16 protein-coding genes are annotated in these 19602 nt (G+C 66.9%); 2 read left to right on the forward strand and 14 right to left on the reverse strand.

What is annotated here, in order from left to right; all coding sequences use genetic code 11:
- Positions 1–150: 150 nt before the first annotated feature.
- Positions 151–1635 (reverse strand): alanine/glycine:cation symporter family protein, encoded by a 1485-nt coding sequence (locus AC3XQU_RS14715; protein WP_489874911.1) that lies wholly within the window; start codon positions 1633–1635, stop codon positions 151–153.
- A gap of 135 nt (positions 1636–1770) precedes the next feature.
- The gene (locus tag AC3XQU_RS14720; protein WP_489874912.1) at positions 1771–2181 is read right to left on the reverse strand and encodes a DUF2141 domain-containing protein; all 411 of its coding nucleotides are present in this window, start codon (positions 2179–2181) and stop codon (positions 1771–1773) included.
- Positions 2182–2301: 120 nt separating this feature from the next.
- Here AC3XQU_RS14720 and AC3XQU_RS14725 point away from each other — a divergent pair, with 120 nt between their 5' ends.
- On the forward strand, positions 2302–2847 hold the full coding sequence (locus AC3XQU_RS14725; RefSeq protein WP_489874913.1) for a sterol desaturase family protein: 546 nt from the start codon (positions 2302–2304) through the stop codon (positions 2845–2847).
- On the opposite strand, the gene crtB is transcribed toward AC3XQU_RS14725, so the two are convergent.
- From crtB to AC3XQU_RS14770, 9 genes are all read right to left on the reverse strand, one after another.
- Positions 2732–3709 carry a 15-cis-phytoene synthase CrtB gene (gene crtB / locus AC3XQU_RS14730; RefSeq protein WP_489874914.1) on the reverse strand — a complete coding sequence of 326 codons (978 nt, stop codon included), beginning with the start codon at positions 3707–3709 and terminating at the stop codon, positions 2732–2734. The genes AC3XQU_RS14725 and crtB overlap by 116 nt on opposite strands.
- Entirely contained in the window at positions 3706–5214 is a 1509-nt protein-coding gene (locus tag AC3XQU_RS14735) for a phytoene desaturase (RefSeq protein WP_489874915.1), read from the reverse strand. Before AC3XQU_RS14735 ends, crtB begins: the two co-directional genes overlap by 4 nt.
- Positions 5211–6401, reverse strand: a complete 1191-nt coding sequence (gene crtY / locus AC3XQU_RS14740; protein WP_489874916.1) for a lycopene beta-cyclase CrtY — start codon at positions 6399–6401, stop codon at positions 5211–5213. The genes AC3XQU_RS14735 and crtY overlap by 4 nt, the downstream gene beginning before the upstream one ends.
- On the reverse strand, positions 6394–7695 hold the full coding sequence (locus AC3XQU_RS14745; protein ID WP_489874917.1) for a glycosyltransferase: 1302 nt from the start codon (positions 7693–7695) through the stop codon (positions 6394–6396). Before AC3XQU_RS14745 ends, crtY begins: the two co-directional genes overlap by 8 nt.
- A 20-nt stretch (positions 7696–7715) precedes the next feature.
- Entirely contained in the window at positions 7716–8738 is a 1023-nt protein-coding gene (locus tag AC3XQU_RS14750) for a polyprenyl synthetase family protein (RefSeq protein ID WP_489874918.1), read from the reverse strand.
- Positions 8739–9045: 307 nt separating this feature from the next.
- Positions 9046–10059, reverse strand: coding sequence for a porin (locus AC3XQU_RS14755; RefSeq protein ID WP_489874919.1), 1014 nt, complete (start codon positions 10057–10059; stop codon positions 9046–9048).
- Positions 10060–10241: 182 nt separating this feature from the next.
- Positions 10242–11420: a PAS domain-containing sensor histidine kinase gene (locus tag AC3XQU_RS14760; RefSeq protein ID WP_489874920.1), complete on the reverse strand. Its 1179-nt coding sequence runs from the start codon at positions 11418–11420 to the stop codon at positions 10242–10244.
- 119 nt (positions 11421–11539) lie between these two features.
- Complete coding sequence (locus AC3XQU_RS14765) at positions 11540–12301, reverse strand: LytR/AlgR family response regulator transcription factor (protein ID WP_489874921.1); 762 nt, start codon at positions 12299–12301, stop codon at positions 11540–11542.
- Between the two features lie 89 nt (positions 12302–12390).
- Positions 12391–13680 carry a sensor histidine kinase gene (locus tag AC3XQU_RS14770; protein WP_489874922.1) on the reverse strand — a complete coding sequence of 430 codons (1290 nt, stop codon included), beginning with the start codon at positions 13678–13680 and terminating at the stop codon, positions 12391–12393.
- A gap of 333 nt (positions 13681–14013) precedes the next feature.
- On the opposite strand from AC3XQU_RS14770, the gene AC3XQU_RS14775 reads away from it, so the two are divergent.
- A complete protein-coding gene (locus tag AC3XQU_RS14775) occupies positions 14014–14952 on the forward strand; it encodes an exopolyphosphatase (RefSeq protein ID WP_489874923.1) in 939 nt (312 codons plus the stop codon).
- A gap of 79 nt (positions 14953–15031) precedes the next feature.
- On the opposite strand, the gene AC3XQU_RS14780 is transcribed toward AC3XQU_RS14775, so the two are convergent.
- The 3 genes from AC3XQU_RS14780 to AC3XQU_RS14790 form a co-directional block, all read right to left on the reverse strand.
- Complete coding sequence (locus AC3XQU_RS14780; protein ID WP_489874924.1) at positions 15032–17398, reverse strand: EAL domain-containing protein; 2367 nt, start codon at positions 17396–17398, stop codon at positions 15032–15034.
- Between the two features lie 152 nt (positions 17399–17550).
- A complete protein-coding gene (locus AC3XQU_RS14785) occupies positions 17551–18819 on the reverse strand; it encodes a nitronate monooxygenase (RefSeq protein WP_489874925.1) in 1269 nt (422 codons plus the stop codon).
- Between the two features lie 141 nt (positions 18820–18960).
- The gene (locus AC3XQU_RS14790; protein ID WP_489874926.1) at positions 18961–19446 is read right to left on the reverse strand and encodes a YajQ family cyclic di-GMP-binding protein; all 486 of its coding nucleotides are present in this window, start codon (positions 19444–19446) and stop codon (positions 18961–18963) included.
- Positions 19447–19602 lie beyond the last annotated feature (156 nt).

Consider the following 19602-nt stretch of genomic DNA (forward strand, 5'->3'; position numbering starts at 1 on the left):
TACCTGGGCTGGCGCTGGGCGCTCGATGGCGAGCGCATTACTTCTCCCGATATGCTGCTGCGGGCGGCGCTGGGCATCTTCCACACCTAACGGGTACAGCGCCAAAAAACTGCCGCAAATGCGGCAGTCTTCCATCCAGCGCAATCGGGTTCAGCCAACCGTATCGGCCTTGGCCGTATCGCCAGCCTTGCTCTGCTTGTCCAGCGCCACGCGCTGCTCCCAGAAGTGCGCGTTCTTGATGCCCAGCGCGCTTGGATCGAACACCGGATCCTTGCCCAGCTTCTTCTGCGCTTCATAGTCGCGCAGGCACTTGAACGCCACGTCGCGCATCAGCACGATCGCCACCAGGTTCAGCCAGGCCATCAGGCCCACGCCCAGGTCGCCCAGGGCCCAGGCCACGTCGGCGGTCTTGACCGCGCCGTAGATGGTGGCGCCGATCATCGCGACCTTGAGCACGACGCCCATCCACGGACGGTTGGTCGCGCGGTTCAGGTAGGCGATATTGGTCTCGGCGATGTAGTAGTACGCGACGATGGTGGTGCCCGCGAAGAACAGCAGGGCGATCGCGACGAACAGCGCGCCGAAGCCCGGCATCACGTTTTCCAGCGCGGTCTGGACATAGCCCGGGCCGGAGGCCACGCCCTGGACGCCGACGAACATCGGGGTGCCGTTCGGCGCTTCGACGTTGTACTGGCCGGTAATGAGGAGCATGAAGGCGGTGGCCGAGCACACGAACAGGGTGTCGATGTAGACCGAGAAGCCCTGCACCAGGCCCTGCTTGGCGGGGTGGCTCACTTCCGCGGCGCTCGATGCGTGCGGCCCGGTGCCCTGGCCGGCTTCGTTCGAGTAGACGCCGCGCTTGACGCCCCACATGATGGCCTGGCCGATGATGGCGCCGAAGGCCGCGTCCGCACCGAAAGCCGAGCTGAAGATCAGCTGCAGCACGCCCGGCAGCTTGTCGATGTTCATGGCGACGATCACGCAGGCCACCAGGATGTAGCCGATTGCCATGAAGGGCACCACGAACTCGGCGAAGGTGGCGATACGGCGCACGCCGCCGAAGATGATGAAGGCCAGCGCCAGCGCCAGCGCGATGCCGGTCCAGGTGGTGTCGATGCCGGCGGCGGTCTTGAGGCTCTCGGCAATCGAGTTGGCCTGCACGCCCGGCAGCAGCACGCCGGTCGCGAAGATGGTGACCAGGGCAAAGGTCACGGCATACCACTTCATGCCCAGGCCTTTTTCGATATAGAAGGCCGGTCCGCCGCGGAATTCCTTGTTGATCGGCTCCTTGTACACCTGGCCGAGGGTCGATTCCACGAAGGCCGAGCTCGCGCCCAGGAAGGCCATCACCCACATCCAGAACACGGCGCCGGGGCCGCCGAAGGTAATCGCGGTGGCCACGCCCGCGATGTTGCCGGTGCCGACACGGCCGGCCAGGGTCATCGTCAGCGCCTGGAAGGAGGAGACGCCCTGGTCGGAACTTTTCCCGTCCCACATCAGGCGTACCATTTCCCCGACATGGCGCAGCTGCAGGAAGCGCGAGCGGATGGAAAAATACAGGCCGACGCCCAAACATAGCGCGATCAGCGCAGGACTCCAGACATAGCCGTTGATGGCAGTGACCAACTCGTTCATTGCTTAGTTCCCCGTAACTGGCAGCTAGACGCGTGCCGGTGATCGATCATGGCCGGGAACGCTGCCCGGCCGCTTGTGGGTCACAAAGATACCTCAAGAGTTATCTGTTTCCTATCGTTATTTTTAGAGTGTTGCTCAGCGCAGCCGCACCGCCGTCGTCGTGCCTTCGCGCACCTCGATGGCGGCATCGTCGAAGCCGGGCGGGCCGAAGCGGCCGGCGGCGTTGCGGCTGAAACCATAGTTCTCGCTCGGGATGCCGATGAAGTTGCGGTCGAGCTCGCCGTTTTCGTTGGCGTCCTGGTAGGCCAGCACGGCCCAGGTGCCCGGCGGGATGTCCTTCAGGCTGACGACGACTTCGCTGCCTTGCGCCGGAACCGAAGCGCTGAAGGCGCATTGCTTGAGGAAGCGCTCGCGGTCGCAGACGGCGACGGCGACCTTGCCTTTGCCGGCGGTCACGCCCGACACCCGGACCTCGACCGTGGCGGCGTGCGCCGGGATGGCCGCCAGCAGCGTGCAGCACAGCAGGGAAGTAAGTTGGCGATGCATCGTGTTCCTATCCTTGTTCAATGTGGTTGTCCTGTCGATGACCCGCGCGTCACTGGCGTCGCGGGGCGCGCGGAAGGGCCTTATGGTAGGCTCTTGCCATAGTATTCACCGGTTCTTTTCATGTTGCTCAATGCCTTCATTGTCGTGCTCACCGTCGTGCTGATGGAAGTGTTTTCCATCGCCTTGCACAAGTACGTGATGCACGGAATCGGCTGGGGCTGGCACAAGTCGCACCACGAGCCGCGCACCGGCTGGTTCGAGAAGAACGACCTGTACGCCGTCGTGTTCGCGGGCGTGGCCATCGCACTGGTCTGGTTCGGCACCGAAGGCGCCCATCCGCTCGAATGGATCGGCGCCGGCATGATGGCCTACGGCCTGCTGTATTTCGTCGCCCACGACGGCCTGGTGCACCGGCGCTGGCCGTTCAAGGTCACGCCGCGCAGCGGCTACCCCAAGCGTTTGTACCAGGCCCATCGCATGCACCATGCGGTCGAGGGCAAGGACGGCGCGGTGTCCTTCGGTTTCCTGTATGCGCCGCCGGTAGAGCGTCTCAAACGGCAGCTGCAGGCGCAGCATGGGGGACGCCTGCAGCGCCGCCCGGACGCTGCCACAGCCGCGCAGGACGCGGCCGCGCCATCACGCCCGCTGGGCGAACGCGCGAGCTGAGCGCCAGCCCGGCGCCCCTGGCCAGCAGCCACAGTTTCATCGCCTTGCCCGTGCCGGCGCGCTCGTCCCAGGCATGCGCGCCGCGGCGCTTGACCTCGATCCCGATCTGGCGGTACACGTTGCGCGCGCTGGCGATCGCCCAGGCCGAGCGCAGCGGCAGCGCGGCGACGCCTTCCAGCGCCGAGTCGTAATACGGCTCGGCCTCGTCGACCAGGCGCGCCGCCACCTTCGCCAGGGCGGCGCGGTGGCGCGGGTCGGCCACTTCATCCGGGGGAATGCCGGCCTCGCGCAGCCATTGCGCGGGCACGTAGCAGCGGCCCATGCGTGCGTCTTCCACGATGTCGCGCGCGATGTTCGTCAGCTGGAATGCCAGGCCCAGGTCGCAGGCGCGGTCGAGCACGCGCGCATCGTGCGCGCCCATGATCGAGGCCATCATCAGGCCCACCACGCCGGCCACGTGGTAGCAGTAGCGCAGGGTGTCGTCCAGGGTCTCGTAGCGCGCGTCGTGCACGTCCATCGCGAAGCCGGCCAGGTGGTCGAGCGCGTAGCGCGGCTCGATGCGGTGGCGCAGGGCCACTTCCTGGAAGGCGGCAAAGGCCGGGTCGGCCATCGGCTCGCCCGCATAGGCGCGCCGGGTCCGGTCCTCCAGCAGCGCCAGCTCGGCGGCCGGATCGTGCGCCTGCTGGGCGACGTTGAAGCCCAGCTCCTGGCCGTCGACCACGTCGTCGCAGTGGCGGCACCAGGCGTACAGCATCAGCACGCTGCGCCGGGTGCTTGGATCGAACAGGCGCGCCGCGGCGGCGAAACTCTTGGAGCCGACCTCGATGGTGCGGGTCGCATGCTCCATCAAGGCCTGGCTCATGCGGGCAGTCCCTGTTTCATGTCTTCGATCACCAGGCCGGCGGTGGCCTTGGCCGAGCCGATCACGCCGGGCACGCCCGCGCCCGGGTGGGTGCCGGCGCCGACCAGGTAGAGGTTGGTCAATTCGGCATCGCGGTTGTGCGGCCGGAACCAGGCGCTCTGGGTCAGGATCGGCTCGAGCGAGAAGGCCGAGCCGACATGGGCATTGAGCTGGTCGCGGAAATCGACCGGCGTGAAGATGCGGCTGGTGACGAGCTGGCTGCGCAGGCCCGGCATGTAGCGCTCTTCCAGGTACTGGAAGATGCGGTCGCGGTAGCGCGGGCCTTCGACTTCCCAGTCGATCGCCGCGGTGCCCAGGTGCGGCACCGGCGCCAGCACGTAGTGGCTGCCGCAGCCGGGCGGGGCCAGCGATGGGTCGGTCACGCAAGGAGCGTGCAAGTAGAGCGAGAAATCGTCGGCCAGGCTCTGGCCCTTGAAGATGTCCGAGATCAGCTCGCGGTAGCGCGGTCCGAAGCACACCGTGTGGTGCTGCAGCTGCTCGTGGTGGTGGTTCAGGCCGAAGTAGATCACGAACAGCGAATTGGAGAAGCGTTTCTTCTGTAGCGCCCGGCCTTCGGATTCGCCGCGCGGGTGCTGGCCCAGCAGGCGCGCGTACGTGTGCACCACGTCGGCGTTGGACGCCACCGCGTCGGCCGCGAACAGGCGCCCGTCCTCGAGCCGCACGCCGGACACGCGCGCGCCGCTCGCTTCGATGCGCGCCACCGGGGCGTTCAGTTCGATGCGCCCGCCGATGTCCTCGAACAGCTTGACCATGCCGCGCACCAGGGCGCCGGTGCCGCCGCGTGGGAACCACACGCCCCACTTGCGCTCCAGCGCATGGATCAGGGTGTAGATCGACGAGGTCGCGAACGGATTGCCGCCCACCAGCAGCGAGTGGAAGGAAAAGGCCTGGCGCAGGTGTTCGTTCTGGATGAACTTGGCGACCAGGCTGTACACGCTGCGCCAGGCCTGCAGCCGCGCCAGCTGCGGGCCGGCCGCGATCATGTCGCGGAAGGACAGGAAGGGCACGGCGCCGAGTTTCAGGTAGCCTTCGTCGAACACGGCCTTGGAGTAGGCCAGGAAGCGCTGGTAGCCCGCGACGTCGGCCGGATTGAGCGCATGGATCTGGCGGTCCAGCGCCTCCTGGTCGTTGAGGTAGTCGAAATGGCTGCCGTCTTCCCAGCACAGGCGATAGAAAGGCGCGACCGGCAGCATCTCGACGTAGTCGCTCATGCGCTTGCCGGCGGCGGTGAACAGCTCCTCGATGCAGGACGGATCGGTGATGACGGTGGGCCCGGCGTCGAACACGAAGCCCTGGTCTTCGTACACATAGGCGCGTCCGCCCGGCTTGTCGCGTTTTTCGAGCAGGGTCACCTGCATGCCGCTGGCCTGGAGGCGGATCGCCAGGGCCAGGCCGCCGAAGCCGGCGCCGATGACCACGGCCTGTTTCTTGTCGTTGTTGCTCATGCTTGTGCGGCTTTCCTGATCTGGTCGGGATGGATTTTGAGGGCGGCGGACAAGGCTTGTCCGACTGGCACCGGGGGTTTGCCGCTGAGCAGGCGCGCCTTGTCGGCCAGGCGCAGGCGCCCGGCGTAGAAGCGCGCGATGAGCGGCGCCGGCAAACGGTAGAAACGCTGCATCACGCGCCAGCGCTGTTCGGGGCGGCCGGCGAGGAAGAGCATGCGGTTGAGCAGGCGGAAGAAGCGCTGGCCCTGCCAGGCCTGCTGCGCCTCGTCACGGATCGCGGCGAACAGCGCCGGCGCCGCCAAGGCCTCGGGCGCGGCGCCCAGGGCCGCGATGCGGTCGGCCAGGCGCACGGCGTGCGGCAGCGAGTAGCCGGTCGTGGGGTGGAACAGGCCGGCGCGCAGGCCGGCCGTGGGCTGGCCGTTCAAGGCCGCCCAGTGCGCGTCGACGTCGCCGGCCAGCACGATCGGCAACGAGCCGTGTTCCTCGCGCAGCACTTCGCTCACCTCCCAGCCGCGTGCGCGCACATAGGCCGCGATGTTGGCGCGCAGGCGCTCCGGTTCCCAGGCCGCGGTATCGACGTAATGGGTGTCCTCGACCAGGATGCGGTCGGGGCCGAAGGGCAGCAGGTAGACGAAGCGGTAGCCGCCGCTTTGCTCGACGCTGGCGTCCATGATCACGGGCGCGTCCAGGCCGTGCGGCCTGGCCAGGCGCAGTTCCTGGCCCAGGAAGGTCTGGTAGCCGAGCGACATGTGCGGGCTCGGGCGCGGTCCGCGGCCGTCGATGACGGCGCGCGCCGCCAAGGTCTCGCCGCCGCGCAGCCGCACCGTGGTCGGGGTGAGGGCCTCGATGTGCGCGCCCAGGCGCAGGGCCGGGCCCAGCGCGGCTTCGATCACGCGCGCGAAATCATCGGAGGCGATGCTGGCATAGCCGCCTTCGAGCGTGCGCGCCAGGTCCGGGAACAGCACCTCGTAGCGCGGCCAGCGCTGCGAGACGAGCGGCGCGATCCAGTCCAGCTCGGCCGGCGTCAGGTCGCTGTCGTGGAACGACCAGGTATGGTTGCCGCCGATATGCTCGCCGCCTTCGAGCAGCAGGATGCGCAGCCGCGGATGCAGGCTGCGTAGGCGCCACGCGGCCAAGCCGTTGGCCAGGCCGCCGCCCGCCAGGATCAGGTCGTAGGGCTTATCCACCGGAAGCCACGCCTTCCAGGGAATGCCGGGGACGCCCCAGGCGCAATGCGTCTTCGATCAGGTCGGCCCCGCGCGGGGCGCCGCCGCTGGCAGCCACGCTGCCGGCCAGGGCCTCGAGCCGGGTGGCGAAGCTGCCGTCGTCGAGCAGCCGGCGCAATTGGGCCGCCAGGTGGGCGCTGCCGGAAAAATGGGGCGAGGCCTTCAGGCCGATGCCGGCATGGACGATGCGCGCGGCCGCCCCGGGCTGGTCGAAGGCGATCGGCAGGGCCAGGATGGGCGTGCGCGCCGCGATGGCGTCCATCACCGTGTTCAGGCCCGCGTGCGACACCACGGCGTCGGCGCGCGCCAGCGCAGCCTGCTGGGGCGCAAAGGCGCAGACCCAGGTGGCGCCGGCGTGCACCAATGCGCGCTCCTGTGCCGCATCCAGGCCGCCGCAATGGGCGACCAGCAGCTGGGCGTCGAGACGGCGGCAGGCCGCTGCGATGCGCTTGAACAGCTTGAAACGCTGGCCTTGCAGGGTGCCGAGCGACGCGAAGATGAACGGGCGGCCGGGCGCGATCTCGGGCAGCGGGGCGACATCGCTGCGCGCCTGGGCCGCCCGCAGCGGGCCGACCTGGTGGAAATGCGCCGGCAGCGCGCGCCGCGGGAAATCGTAACCCTCGACCGTCTGGCTCAGCTGCACCAGCGGCGACAGGCAGTCGTGCAGGGCGCCGCGCACGGGCAGCTTGAGGCGCCTGGCATTGGCTTCGATGCTGCGGCGGTGCGGCGCCATCATCCAGTCGTAGACCCGGGTACTGCCGTCGACGACCTGGTGCGCGCGCTCGCTGTCTTCGTAGCCGAAGGGCATCACCGGCAGCGGGATGCCCGGCTCGCGGTTGACCGGCAGCGCGCAGGCCACCGACACGAAAGGCATGCCCAGGCCTTCGGCCACCAGGCCGCCGGCCGCTTCCATCTGGTCGGCGATGAGCACGTCGATGTCGAGCGCTTCGATGGCGCGCGGCAGTTCGCGGCACAGCATGTCGGTGCTGGCCGCCATGTCGAGGATGACGCGGCGCAGTCCCAGCGGCCCGCCGGGGTTGGCGGCCAGCTGCAGGGAGGCCTCGAGCGAACCGGGAGGGTGGGTGGCGGCGCCGACGGCATGGAAAGCCACGCGCGGATCGCGCACAAAGCGGCGGGCGTCCGGGCGGTGCAGGAAGGTGACCCGGTGGCCGCGTTCGACCAGCTCGCCGGCCAGCGCTTCGAGGGCATTGAAGTGGCTGTAGAACGCCGGTGCGACGACCCCGAAATGCGCCATGCGATTGCCTTGCCCCGGCTTCAGTTGACGTGGACTTCGCGCACGCGCGCGGCCGCCGTCTCGGGATAGGCCAGGCCGGCGTCGGCGGCCAGGCGCATGCGCGAACGGCCCTGCGCGAACAGGCTCTCGACGAAGCGGCGGGTGCCGCCGCCGGCGCCCAAGGCGTCGCCCAGGTGGCGGTCGGCGTCCATCAGGTAAGCCATCAGGCGGCGCTGCGCTTCTTCCTGGCCGAGCGAGGCCAGCAGGGTGGCCTTGCCCAGGTCCTTGCCGGTATCCTTGCCGGTGACGGCGCTGTCGGTGCCGGGCAGGTCGTAGAAGTCGTCGCGGATCTGGAAGGCGTGGCCGGCCGCCAGCGCAAAGGCGCGCAGCGATTGCGACACGCCTTCGCCGGTCTGGGCGATGATCGCGGCCATGTCGACCGCCACGCCCAGCAGTACGCCGGTCTTGAGTTCGTTGGTGGTGGCGATCGCATCGGCCGTCCGCGCGCCGGCGCCGTGCAGGTCTTCGTACTGGCCGCGCACCAGGCCCTGGGTGCCGATGGTCTCGGCCAGGCGGCCCACCAGGCGGGTGCGGGTGATCGGCGGGATGTCCTGGGCCGCGGCCAGCACGCCGAAGGCGCGGCTGAGCAGGGCGACCGAGGCCAGGATGGTGACGTCCTCGCCGTATTCGACATGGATGGCCGGCTTGCCGCGGCGCAGCTGGGCGTTGTCCATGCAGGGCATGTCGTCGAGCATCAGGGAGGCGGCGTGCACCATCTCGACCGCACAGGCGACGTCGATCAGGGCCGGCGAGGTGCAGCCGAGGTCGCGCGCCACCAGCATCACCAGGAGGGGACGCATGCGCTTGCCCGCGCTCAGGGCGCCGGCGCGCATGGCCGCGGCCAGCATGTCGGCCTGGCTGCCCGATTCGGCCAGCAGTTCGGTGATGCGTTCTTCGATGGCCTCGCGCATGCGATCGAGGTCGACATGGTTGTCGCCATGCCCGGGTTTGGCGAACTCTGCCAGTCCGCCGATGCCGTCCATCCGCCGTGTCGCTGTCGTCATGTGCTGCTCCTTTTGCCGCTGCAAGGAATGAAAATTTGATGAATTCGACGCCGATGATACATGATCGATTTGTCAACAATCATGTTTTTTCAATCGTGCACCCGCCTGCGCGTACTGCCGCATGCCGGTGCCGACATAGTAAGCTTGAACAAAATACCATATCTGCCCGTTTCGCCCTCTGCGAACACCTAAGTGGGACAACACTGGGACGCGGACAAGACAATGCCGGCATGGGCCGGCATCGGTCCGGTCCGTTTTACGGGACCGGAAGGCGGCGCGGCCGGGCGGCGGCGCCGGAGGGGAGGGTTTAGAACGTGTGGCGCACGCCCACGGTGAACACGGTCGGATCGGCGCCCAGCGCGGTGGCCGGCGGGGTGACCGCGGTCGACGAGGAACTGATGCCGAAGGTGCCGCGGCCGTTGTTGCGCAGCTGGGCGTAGGTCGTGTAGATGTTGGTGCGCTTGGACAGCGAGTAGGTGTAGGCCAGCGACACGGTATTGCCCTTGGCGCCGCTCTCGATCTTCTGCTGCTGGAAGTTCAGGAAGAACTTGTTCGGGCCGGTGGTGAAGGCCGCGCCCAGGTTGGCGTTGGTGTACTCGTTGTTGGCGCCGGTCTGGTCCGCCTCCAGGTAGTTGCCCTTGATCTCGAAGGCGCCCATGGTGAAGCCCGCGCCAAAGGCGATTTCCTTGTCGTCGCCGGTGGCCAGGCGCTCGATGTTGTGATAGCCGGCGCCCAGATACAGGCCGCCGTTCTTGTACTCGACCGACACGCCCATCAGGTCCAGCGACGGATCGACGGCGCGCTCGCCGGCCGAGTAGGCGGCGTTGACGGTAAAGCCGCTCATGGCGTCGCTCTTGTAGTTGACCGAGTTGGCCAGGCGGCGGGTCAGGCGGTTGGTGGCGAATGCCGACAGGTTGGTGCCGAACATGCCCTGGCCCAGGATGTCGCTGGCGGCGGCGACCGCGGCGATCGGGCTGTATTCGCGGCCCACGGTCACGGTGCCGAAGGCGCCTTGCAGGCCCACCACGGCGCGGCGGCCGAACAGCGAGGAGTCGGCGGCGCCGGTGTCGAGGGCGACGCCGGCTTCGATGTTGAACAGTGCCTTCAGGCCATTGCCCAGATCTTCGGTACCGCGGAAGCCGATGCGGCTGCTCGACTGGTTGCCCGAATTGATCACGGTGCGGCGGTCTTCACCCGGTGCGTCGGTGTCTTCCACAGCGACCGCTGCGTCCATCACGCCATAGATGGTGACGTTGGTCTGGGCGTGGGCCAGCAGCGGGAGGGTGGACAGCAGCGCAGCTGCCAGGTACTTGAACTTCATGCAAATCTCCAGTTGGTTTGGACAGGATCCCGGGTTCGTCGATGAGCCCGGATCGAGACGGATCTTACCGAGCGAATATTTCCGCTTAGTGACAGCTTGATATTTGACAAGCTGATATGTGGCAGGCAGGCGCCAGGCGTGCGCCGCGAGGCCGCGGCGCGCCGGAGCGGAGGCAAGAAAGGCTAGAGGCTGCGCTCGGCGAGCGGCAGGACGATGTCGATGCGGGTGCCGGAGGGCTCGTCGGCGCTGATGGTGATCTCGCCGTTCATGGCCCAGACCCGCTCGCGCATGCCGACCAGGCCGAGCGAAGCGGCTTTTTCCATGTCTTCGGCGCGGATGCCGCGGCCGTCGTCGCGGATCGTTACCAGGAGCTCGCCGTCGATGCGGCCGAGGTTGAGCACCACGCTGGTGGCCTGCGCATGGCGCGCGATATTGGTGAGCGCTTCCTGGACGATACGGAAGATCGCGGTGCTGGCGCCGTCGTCCAGGCGCAGCTCGGCCTCGTCGGCCAGCAGCACGCAGTCGATGTTGTGGCGCTCGACGAACTCGTCGCGCAGGCCCTGCAGCGCGAAATACAGGCCGCCTTCGTCCAGCGCGCGCGGGCGCAGGTTGGTGGCGATGCGGCGCAGCGAGGTAATGGCCGTCATCAGGTTCGATTCCATGCCCTCGATCAGGCGCCGGCCGGGATCGGGCAGGTCGTCGCTGCGCTGGAGCAGGGTTAAGTCCATGCGCAGCGAGGCCAGCAGTTGGCCGAGGTCGTCGTGCAGCTCGCGCGCGATATGGGTGCGTTCTTCTTCGCGGATGGTCTGCAGCGCCGAGGACAGCTGGCGCAGCTGGTCGTGCGAGCGCGACAGCTTCTGCTGCACCAGGTGGCGCTCGGAGACGTCGCGCAGGATCACGGTGCAGATCTGCTGGCCGTTCTGCAGGGCGCTGGAGATCGAGCCTTCGATCGGGAACAGCTGGCCGTTGGCGCGGATGCCGGTGACGGCGTAGTCGGTGGCGCGCCGTCCGGCGCGGCCGGCGCCGGCCGAGAAATAATCGAGCGGGCTGCGCGCATCCTTGCCGGGCGCCTGGATGAAGCGCGCCAGCGAGTGGCCCTGCATGGCGGCGACGCTGGTGGCGAACATGTGGGCCGCCGCCGGGTTGGCGAACAGGATAAAGGCCTGCTCGTCGATCGACAGGATGGCGTCGCTGGCGCTGTGGACGATGCGGCGGCCGTCGAGCTCTCGCACCGTGCGGCGTACGCTGCGGGCGCGGCGCAGGGCAGCGACGGTCGTGCCGGTGCAATAGCCACTGAGAAAGCCGAACACGAGAACCGCCGTGCCCGCGCGGCCGCGGCGTTGGCGTCGCTGAGGAGTCATGCGGGAATGCCACGAAGATGGCCGGGGAGGCCGGAAGCTCTACATTACGTGGCGGGGCGGGGAGGGGCGTTGATGCCCGACAAAGGGGGATGGCCGCCCGCAGGGGCCGCCGTGGCCGTCTACATCTGCTTGAACAAATGCAGGAAACTCCTGCTCACTTCCAGCTTCTCCGGCCGTCCCTTGACCAGCACCAGGTGCCGGCCGCGGATGTCGCGCGTCACGCCTTCGATCGCGTTGACGTTGACCAGGGTGGCGCGGTGGATCTGCCAGAACAGCGACGGGTCGAGTTCGTCGGCCAGGTCGCGCACCGGCTTGCGGATCAGGGCCTCGAAGCTGGCCGTCTGCACGCAGGTGTATTTTTCGTCGGAGCGGAAGAACAGGATGTCTTCCACGGGAATCATGCGCAGGTCCTGGCCGATGCTGGCCTGGATCCATTGCAGGTGTTTCGGTTTCGGCGCCCCGATCTTCTCGGCCAGCTGCGAGAGCATGGCCTGCACGCTGTCGTTGACCTTGGCGGCGGGCTGCTGCAGGCGCTGCTTGAGGCGGTCGACGGTGATCTTCAGGCGGTCCGGCTCGGTTGGCTTGAGCACGTAGTCGACCGCGCCGCGCTCGAAGGCTTCGACCGCATACTGGTCGTAGGCGGTGACGAACACGACCTGGCTGCGCTCGCCGATGTCGCGCGCCGCTTCCATGCCGGTCTTGCCAGGCATGCGGATGTCCAGGAAGGTCAGGTCCGGCCGCAACTGCTCGACCAGTTCCACCGCTTCTTCGCCGTTTTTCGCTTCGCCCAGGATCTCCAGTTCCGGCCAGGCCTCGGACAGGCGCATGCGCAGCTGGTCGCGCATCAGTCTTTCATCGTCGGCAATAATCGCGGTAGGCATGATTCTCTCGTGGCAGAAGGAAGGTGACAATTATTCAATGAAACAGCGCAGCAGGCAAGTCACCCTGCATGCGCCCCGCGGGCAGGGGGTCAAGCCTGCTTCGACAACTGGTAGGGCACTTCGATCATCGCGATCACGCCGGTGGGGCTGTTGGCGGCGATGTGCAGCTGGCCGGCTTCGCCGTGCAGCAGCTTGAGGCGGTCGCGGATGGTCTGCAGGCCCAGGCCGGTGCCGTCGCTCGGCACCACGCCGAAGCCCACGCCGTCGTCGGCGACGGTCACGCGCAGCTTGCTGTCGACGACTTCGGCGGTGATTTTCAGGGTGCCGCCCTCGGGTTTACACTCGAGGCCGTGCTTGATCGCGTTCTCGACCATCGACTGCAGCATCATCGGCGGGAAGGCCGCGCTGCGCAGGCCGTCGGGAATCTGCATGACCACGTTCAGGCGCTCTTCCATGCGCATCTTGAGCAGGGCCAGGTAGGCCGTGACCATGTCGACTTCGCGCCCCAGGCCCGTGACGACCGCGTTGTCGCGCATCTGCGGCAGCACCGCGCGCAGGTACTGGATCAGGCTGCGCTGCATGGCCGAGGCGCGCGGCGGGTCGACCTGGATCAGGTGCTCGACCGAAGCCAGGGTGTTGAACAGGAAGTGCGGCTCGACCTGGGCCTGCATCATCTGCATCTTGGTTTCCGACAGCTGGCGCTGCATCGCTTCGCGCTCGGCGGCGGCATTGGCGACCTGGGCCTCGGCCACGGCGCGCTTCTTGCCGCCGACCAGGGCCTTGGTGCCGAACAGCGCCAGCACGAACAGCAGCACGAAGTTCATGAACCAGGTCGAGGCCTGCTTGTGGTAGCGCGACACTTTTTGCTCGGCGGCGTCCTCGACCGCCATCTCGATGGCGTTCGACAGCTCTTCGCCGATCTGAGGCGGCAACTCGATGTGGACCGATTCGCCGCTCGGGTAGGCGGCCGGCGCGGGCGTGCTGCCGGGCGCCGGCAGCGCCGGGGCGTCCGGCGCCGGGGGCGCGTCGGGCGGCGTCGCCGATGGCGCCTCGGGCGCCGGCGGTGGCTCGGGCGGCACGGTGGCCGCGCCGTTACGCGGCTTGCGGCGCGGATTGAAACGGATGCCGCTTTCGTCGATCAGGATCGCGGCGTCGCTGCGGCGGCCGGCATCGCGCTCGGCGCGCGCCACGTCTTCCTCGGCCGGGCCTGAGAACAATTCTTCCTGCAGGATGGCGCCTGCCGCCAGGGTCAGGAGGGCGAACAGGAAAAACTTCCACCACGACAGCTGGGTGACCCAGGTCGCCACCGCGTCGAAGCCGCGGAAGATCCACGACAGGACGCTCGAGAAATAATGCTGGCTTGTATGACGTGCTTGCATGGCTGCTGTGTGTTTCTTGTCGACGGTGCTGGGCAAGCGGCGAGTGTACTGCGTCGCTGCCTGCGCGTGCCGGAAATACAACATCCCCGGCGTCCGCGACTGTTGGGATGATGCAACTTTACGCCGGGCGCCGCCGGGGAGCCAGCCCCGTGCGACAGCCTGCACGATCCGGGGCACAGGCTGCGCCACCTCAAGCCAGAATGCGCCAGCGCAAAGGCTGTCATTTGGAAACATTGCAAGGTATGATCTTTGAGGTCGGCCTGCCGGCAGCAGTCCTGCACGGCCCGGCCACTTGCTCGCAATCCGAATTCCCGTTCTCGAAAGGATCTGCCGATGTCAGCCGTTCACGAAACATTCCGACTCGTTACCCGCAGCGATTTCGACGGCCTGGTGTGCGCAGTCCTGCTCAAGCACCTCGACCTGATCGACGACATCCTGTTCGTGCACCCGAAGGATATGCAGGACGGCAAAATCGCCATCTCCGGGCGCGACATCACGACCAACCTGCCGTACGTGGCGGCCGCCCACCTGTCCTTCGACCACCATTCGTCGGAAACCATCCGCAACACGGGCGCCCGTGCGAACCACATCATCCACCCGGAAGCGCCGTCGGCGGCGCGCGTGGTCTACGACCACTACGGCGGCGCCAAGACCTTCCCGGCGGCGTGGAGCGACATGATGGCGGCGGTCGACAAGGGCGACTCCGCGCGCTTCTCGCGCGACGAAGTGCTGTTCGCACAGGGCTGGAACCTGCTCAACTTCCTGATGGACGCCCGCACCGGCCTGGGGCGCTTCCATACCTTCCGCATCTCGAACTACCAGCTGATGATGGCCCTGATCGACTACTGCGCGCAGCACTCGATCGAGCAGATCATGGAGTTGCCCGACGTGCGCGAGCGCACCGCGCTCTACTTCGAGCACAGCGAACTGTGCAAGGAGCAGATCCGGCGCTGCGCCAGCGTGCACAAGAACCTGGTGGTGCTCGACCTGCGCAAGGAGGAGACCATCTATGCCGGCAACCGCTTCATCATCTACGCGCTCTTCCCGGAAACCAATATCTCGATCCACGTACTGTGGGGCGTGAAGCAGCAGAACACCGTATTCGCGACCGGCAAGTCGATCCTGAACCGCACGTCCAACACCAACATCGGCACCCTGATGCTGGAATACGGCGGCGGCGGGCACGAGAACGCCGGCACCTGCCAGGTGGACAACGACCTGGCGGAAGATGTGCTGGGGGCATTGATCAACCGGATCAACAAGGACGGCTGAGTCATCAGATGATGAGTTGCAGCGTACTCGTAGGGTGGGCAGGTGTCTTGCCCACCCTACAATCCTCTCTAACCCCGCCCTATGCGTGATACCGCTGCCCCAGCATCTGGCAGGCCGCATCCGCCGCGAGAGGCTCGCTGAACCACTGCCCCTGCAGCTGGTCGCAGCCATGCGAAGTAAGAAAGGCCATCTGCGCCTCGGTCTCCACCGCCTCGCCGACCACCGACAGGTCGAGGTTGTGGCCGATGTCGATCAGGGTCTTGGCCAGCATGCTGCCGCGGCCCTCGCCGGCGATGTCGTGCACGGCCGCTTTCGACAGCTTGACCTGGCGCACCGACAGCTGCTGCAGGAAGGAGAGGTCGGAGATACCCTTGCCGAACTCGTCGAGCGACAGCGCCACCCCGGTTTCGCGCAGCTGGGCCGACAGGTCGCACCCAAGGCCTGGATTACGGATCAGGTCGGCCTCGGGGATCTCGATTTCCAGGCTGCCGGGCGGCAGGCTGTGGCGCTGCATGCGCTCGGCGATGCCGGCGACGAAGCCGTGCTGGCTGTACTCGCGGTGCGAAACGTTGACCGACACCGGCAGGCCGGTGTAGCCGAGCTGGCGCAGCTGCTGCTGGAAGGCGCAGGCCTGGTCCAGCACCCACTGCCCAATCTCGACCATCTGGCCGGATTCCTCGGCCTCGGCCAGGAAAGTAGCCGGCAGCATCACCCCGTTCTTGGGATGGCGCCAGCGCAGCAGGGCCTCGAAGCCGCGCACCTTGCCGCTCCTGGCATCCATGCGCGGCTGGAACAGCAGGAACAGCTCGTCGTGGTCGAGCGCGGCGCGGATGCCGTTGGCCAGCGCGGCGCGCTTCTCGTTGGCCGAGCGCATCTCGGGCGAGAAGAAATGCACGCCCCCGCCATTGCCCTTGGCGTGGTACATGGCCATGTCGGCCGAGCGCACCAGTTCGGCCGGCGACAGTCCGTCGTGCGGATGGATCGCCACGCCCAGGCTGGCGCCCACGGGAATCTCGTTGCCCCCGAACGCCACCGGCATCGTCATCGAACGCCGCAGGCGCTCCACCATGCGCAGCGTGAAGCGCAGCGAAGGCTGGTCCACCAGCACCAGCACGAACTCGTCGCCCGACATGCGCGCCACCGTATCGCTCTCGCGCACCGCCGACTGCAGGCGCCGCGCCACCACCATGAGCACGACATCGCCGGCCTCGTGGCCGAAGGTGTCGTTGATGGTCTTGAAGTTGTTCAGGTCGATCAGGACGACCGCCGCCATGGCCTTGTGGCGCTGGGCCAGGTGCACCGCATGGTCGAGCCGGTCCCAGAGCAGGGTGCGGTTGGCCAGGCCGGTGAGGGCGTCGTGGTTGATCTCGTGCTCGAGGTGGTCGGCACGCTGCTTGGTGGCGGTGACATCCTGCAGGATGCCGATGAAATGGGTGACTTCGCCGTACTCGTCGCGCACCGGCGTGATATTCAGGTCGTTCCAGAACAGCTCGCCGTTCTTGCGCAGGTTGCGGAACACCACGCTGACCGGGCGCCGCTCGGCCAGGGCGATGCGGACCTGGCTGCGCTCGTGGGCGTCGAACTCGCGCGCGGCCATGAAGCGCGGGTCGCGCCCGATGGCTTCGGCCGCCGGATAGCCGGCGATGCGCTCGAAGGCCGGGTTGACGTATTCGATGACGTTGTCGCGCCCGAAGCAGCGGGTGATGACGATGCCGTTGCTGGCCGCGTGCAGGGCGCGTTCGCTCAGCAGCAGCCGGCGTTCCTTTTCGCGCCGCTTGGCGATGTTCACGCCCATCCCGAACAGGTACTTGTCGCCATTGCAGGCGACCAGCGCGCCGCCCACCATGATCGGGGTTTCGCGGCCGCTGCGGGCGACGTAGTTCATCTCCATCGACACTTCGGCGCCTTCGTCGAAGACCTTGCGCAGGTTCTCCATGGCAGCCTCGCGTTCGCGCGGCTCGAACATGTCGAGCACCTGGGCCGCGGCCAGTTCGTCCGGAGTCATCTCGGTCATGCGTTCGAGGTTGTGGTTCCAGAGCACGAAGCGGCCTTCGCGGTTGATCGCGTAGAAGGTGCCGGGCAGCAGGTCGACTACCTCGGACAGCGGCGTGCTTCCGACGCGGTCGGATTCGCGCGCGGATTCGGACGGATGGATGACGATGCCGGCGCTCCAACCGCGCGGCGCGCCCGCGGCGTCGTACTGGCGCGACAGGCTCAGGGTAGCGGGACCTTCGCGGCCGCCGGAGAAGCGCATCTTGAGTCGCGCGCCGCCGGCGGCGGCCAGCGCCGGCCAGTTCGCCTCGCCCGAGAGGAGTCCTGTGAGCTCGCGGCCGGCCGCACCCTCCAGCGTCCAGCCGAACAGGCGCGCGCATGCGGGATTCCACGTGGTGACCTTGCCTTCGTCGTCGGTCAGGAAAGTGACCTGGGCAGATGGATCGATGGACATGCCGGCACCCTTCGTGAAAAGCGCTCGCTGGGAGCCCAGCTTACACGCCTTCGCACCGGGGTGGCGCAAAGAAGGAAGCCAAGGCAGGCCTTGGCTTCTTGGATATAGAGCGGTGGAAAAGCCCGCAGCGCCGGGCGCGCGGGCCGCTACCCTCAGGCGGCGGCGATTTCCTGTTTCGGCGGCAGGGCCACCTGGTTGTCGACGCTGTACTGGTAGTCCTCGAACACGTGCTGGGCCGACAGGATCTGGTAGCTGCCGTCCGCCAGGCGATGCGTGGTGTCCTTCAGGCGGTAGGTCGTGTGGCCGCAGGTCCAGCAATTGAAGTTGCGCATGTGCGTGCACAGGCAGGTTTTATCCAGCACCGAGATGTTCTTGCCGTCCGGGCTGGCCTGCACTTCGCGGTTGTACGAGTTGATGTAGGCGCAGTTGCCGGTGGCGTCCAGCAGGTAGCCATAGGATTCGCAGCCCGGGCGGATGCCGGAACCGATCGCCGGCGTGCTTTTCAGCATACGCATGGGATAGCCGGTCGGCGAGACGCCGTTGACGATGATGTCTTCTTCGCTGGCGCGGAAGTATTCCTGCTTTACATGGTCCGGCATGCCGCATTCGTGGGTGACCGTGAAGCGGGTCGCCACCTGCACGCCGGCCGCGCCTTTTTCCATGAAGCCGGCCGCATCCGAACCGGTGAAGATGCCGCCTGCGGCGATCACCGGGATGTCGAGCTGCTCGGCGCGCATGTAGACATGGATCTCGTCCATGATGGTGTGCAGGTCGTACTGCTTCCAGTCGTCGATGCCGAAGCCGAGGTGGCCGCCGGCCAGCGGGCCTTCGACGATGATGTAGTCGGGCAGGCGGTCAAGGCGCGAGACCTTGCGCAGGAACAGCTGCAGCGCGCGCACCGAGGACACGATGATGCCCAGCTTGGCGTCGCGGAAGCGCGGGTGGTCCTTGATGAGTTCGAAGGAGCCCAGGTGCAGGCCGGCCGACATGGTGATGCCGTCGATGCCGGCGTCCAGCGCCGACGACAGGCGGGTGCGCAGGGTTTCCTTGGGCGCGTTCATGGTCAGCTTTTCCATGCAGTTCACGAAGATCAGGCCGCTGCCTTGCTTGGCCTGCATGGTCGCGCCCACGTGCAGGCGGGTCGCTTCGGCCAGGCGGTCGAGGTCGAACTGCACCACCGCCTTGTTCATGTTGTTGATGTTGAACTTGTAGAGCTTGGTCTTTTCCTTGACGAAGGTGGTGTCGAACTTGCGGTCGGACACGTCCTGCACCATGGCGTCGGAAATGTGGCCGATGCCGCCCAGGCGAGCCGCTTCCAGCGCCAGCTCCGAGGTCGAGATGTCCACGCCCATCCCGCCGATCATGATGGGCACATATTCCTTGTTGCCCATTCGCAGGCGGAAATCATCAACACGTTTCATTGCAATCCTTAGACTACCGTAGTTCCCTACGCGTACAAATGCATCAACGGCCGTGCGCGTACACGGTCGTCATTCTACCCCAAGGCGGGACATGGCTTGCGCAGCATTGGCTGCGCGGCAAGGCCGGCAGGCCCCGGCAAATCAGTCGCGGAAGTTGTTGAAGGCCAGCGGCAGGTCTTCGACATCCTTGCGCAGCATGGCCATGGCGGCCTGCAGGTCGTCGCGCTTGGCGCCGGTGATGCGCACCGATTCGCCCTGGATGCTGGCCTGCACCTTCATCTTGCTTTCCTTGACCAGCTTGGTGATCTTCTTGGCGTCCTCGGTCTCGATGCCGTTGCGCACCTTGATGACCTGCTTGACCTTGTCGCCGCCGATCTTCTCGACCTTGCCTTCGTCGAGGAAGCGCACGTCGACCTTGCGCTTGGCCATCTTGTTGATGAGGACGTCCTTGACCTGGCTGAGCTGGAAGTCGGAATCGGCGAACAGGGTCAGTTCCTTGTCCTTCTGCTCAACGTTGGCCGAGCTGCCCTTGAAGTCGAAGCGGGTGGTGATTTCCTTGTTCGATTGTTCAACGGCATTCTTCACTTCGACCATGTCTGCTTCGCAGACGACATCAAACGATGGCATGGCGGGTTCCTTTTTCTGATGTTGCTAATAGATGAATCCCTCTATTTTAACGGACAACCACGCCCGCACGCGACCACAATTTGCCCTGTGGGCAACAGGTGCGCCCGGCCCACGCTGCGGCTTGCCCCCGAGTTCCCTCTATAATGGCCAAAAACC

Source organism: Telluria sp. AZSoR62 (assembly GCF_058111565.1).

Excerpts from the sequence above, each read along its gene's own strand:
- AC3XQU_RS14715 (WP_489874911.1), bottom strand. The coding sequence starts at position 1,635 with ATGAACGAGTTGGTCACTGCCATCAACGGCTATGTCTGGAGTCCTGCG.
- AC3XQU_RS14720 (WP_489874912.1), bottom strand. The coding sequence starts at position 2,181 with ATGCATCGCCAACTTACTTCCCTGCTGTGCTGCACGCTGCTGGCGGCC.
- AC3XQU_RS14725 (WP_489874913.1), top strand. The coding sequence starts at position 2,302 with ATGTTGCTCAATGCCTTCATTGTCGTGCTCACCGTCGTGCTGATGGAA.
- crtB (WP_489874914.1), bottom strand. The coding sequence starts at position 3,709 with ATGAGCCAGGCCTTGATGGAGCATGCGACCCGCACCATCGAGGTCGGC.
- AC3XQU_RS14735 (WP_489874915.1), bottom strand. The coding sequence starts at position 5,214 with ATGAGCAACAACGACAAGAAACAGGCCGTGGTCATCGGCGCCGGCTTC.
- AC3XQU_RS14745 (WP_489874917.1), bottom strand. The coding sequence starts at position 7,695 with ATGGCGCATTTCGGGGTCGTCGCACCGGCGTTCTACAGCCACTTCAAT.
- AC3XQU_RS14750 (WP_489874918.1), bottom strand. The coding sequence starts at position 8,738 with ATGACGACAGCGACACGGCGGATGGACGGCATCGGCGGACTGGCAGAG.
- AC3XQU_RS14755 (WP_489874919.1), bottom strand. The coding sequence starts at position 10,059 with ATGAAGTTCAAGTACCTGGCAGCTGCGCTGCTGTCCACCCTCCCGCTG.
- AC3XQU_RS14760 (WP_489874920.1), bottom strand. The coding sequence starts at position 11,420 with ATGACTCCTCAGCGACGCCAACGCCGCGGCCGCGCGGGCACGGCGGTT.
- AC3XQU_RS14765 (WP_489874921.1), bottom strand. The coding sequence starts at position 12,301 with ATGCCTACCGCGATTATTGCCGACGATGAAAGACTGATGCGCGACCAG.
- AC3XQU_RS14770 (WP_489874922.1), bottom strand. The coding sequence starts at position 13,680 with ATGCAAGCACGTCATACAAGCCAGCATTATTTCTCGAGCGTCCTGTCG.
- AC3XQU_RS14775 (WP_489874923.1), top strand. The coding sequence starts at position 14,014 with ATGTCAGCCGTTCACGAAACATTCCGACTCGTTACCCGCAGCGATTTC.
- AC3XQU_RS14780 (WP_489874924.1), bottom strand. The coding sequence starts at position 17,398 with ATGTCCATCGATCCATCTGCCCAGGTCACTTTCCTGACCGACGACGAA.
- AC3XQU_RS14785 (WP_489874925.1), bottom strand. The coding sequence starts at position 18,819 with ATGAAACGTGTTGATGATTTCCGCCTGCGAATGGGCAACAAGGAATAT.
- AC3XQU_RS14790 (WP_489874926.1), bottom strand. The coding sequence starts at position 19,446 with ATGCCATCGTTTGATGTCGTCTGCGAAGCAGACATGGTCGAAGTGAAG.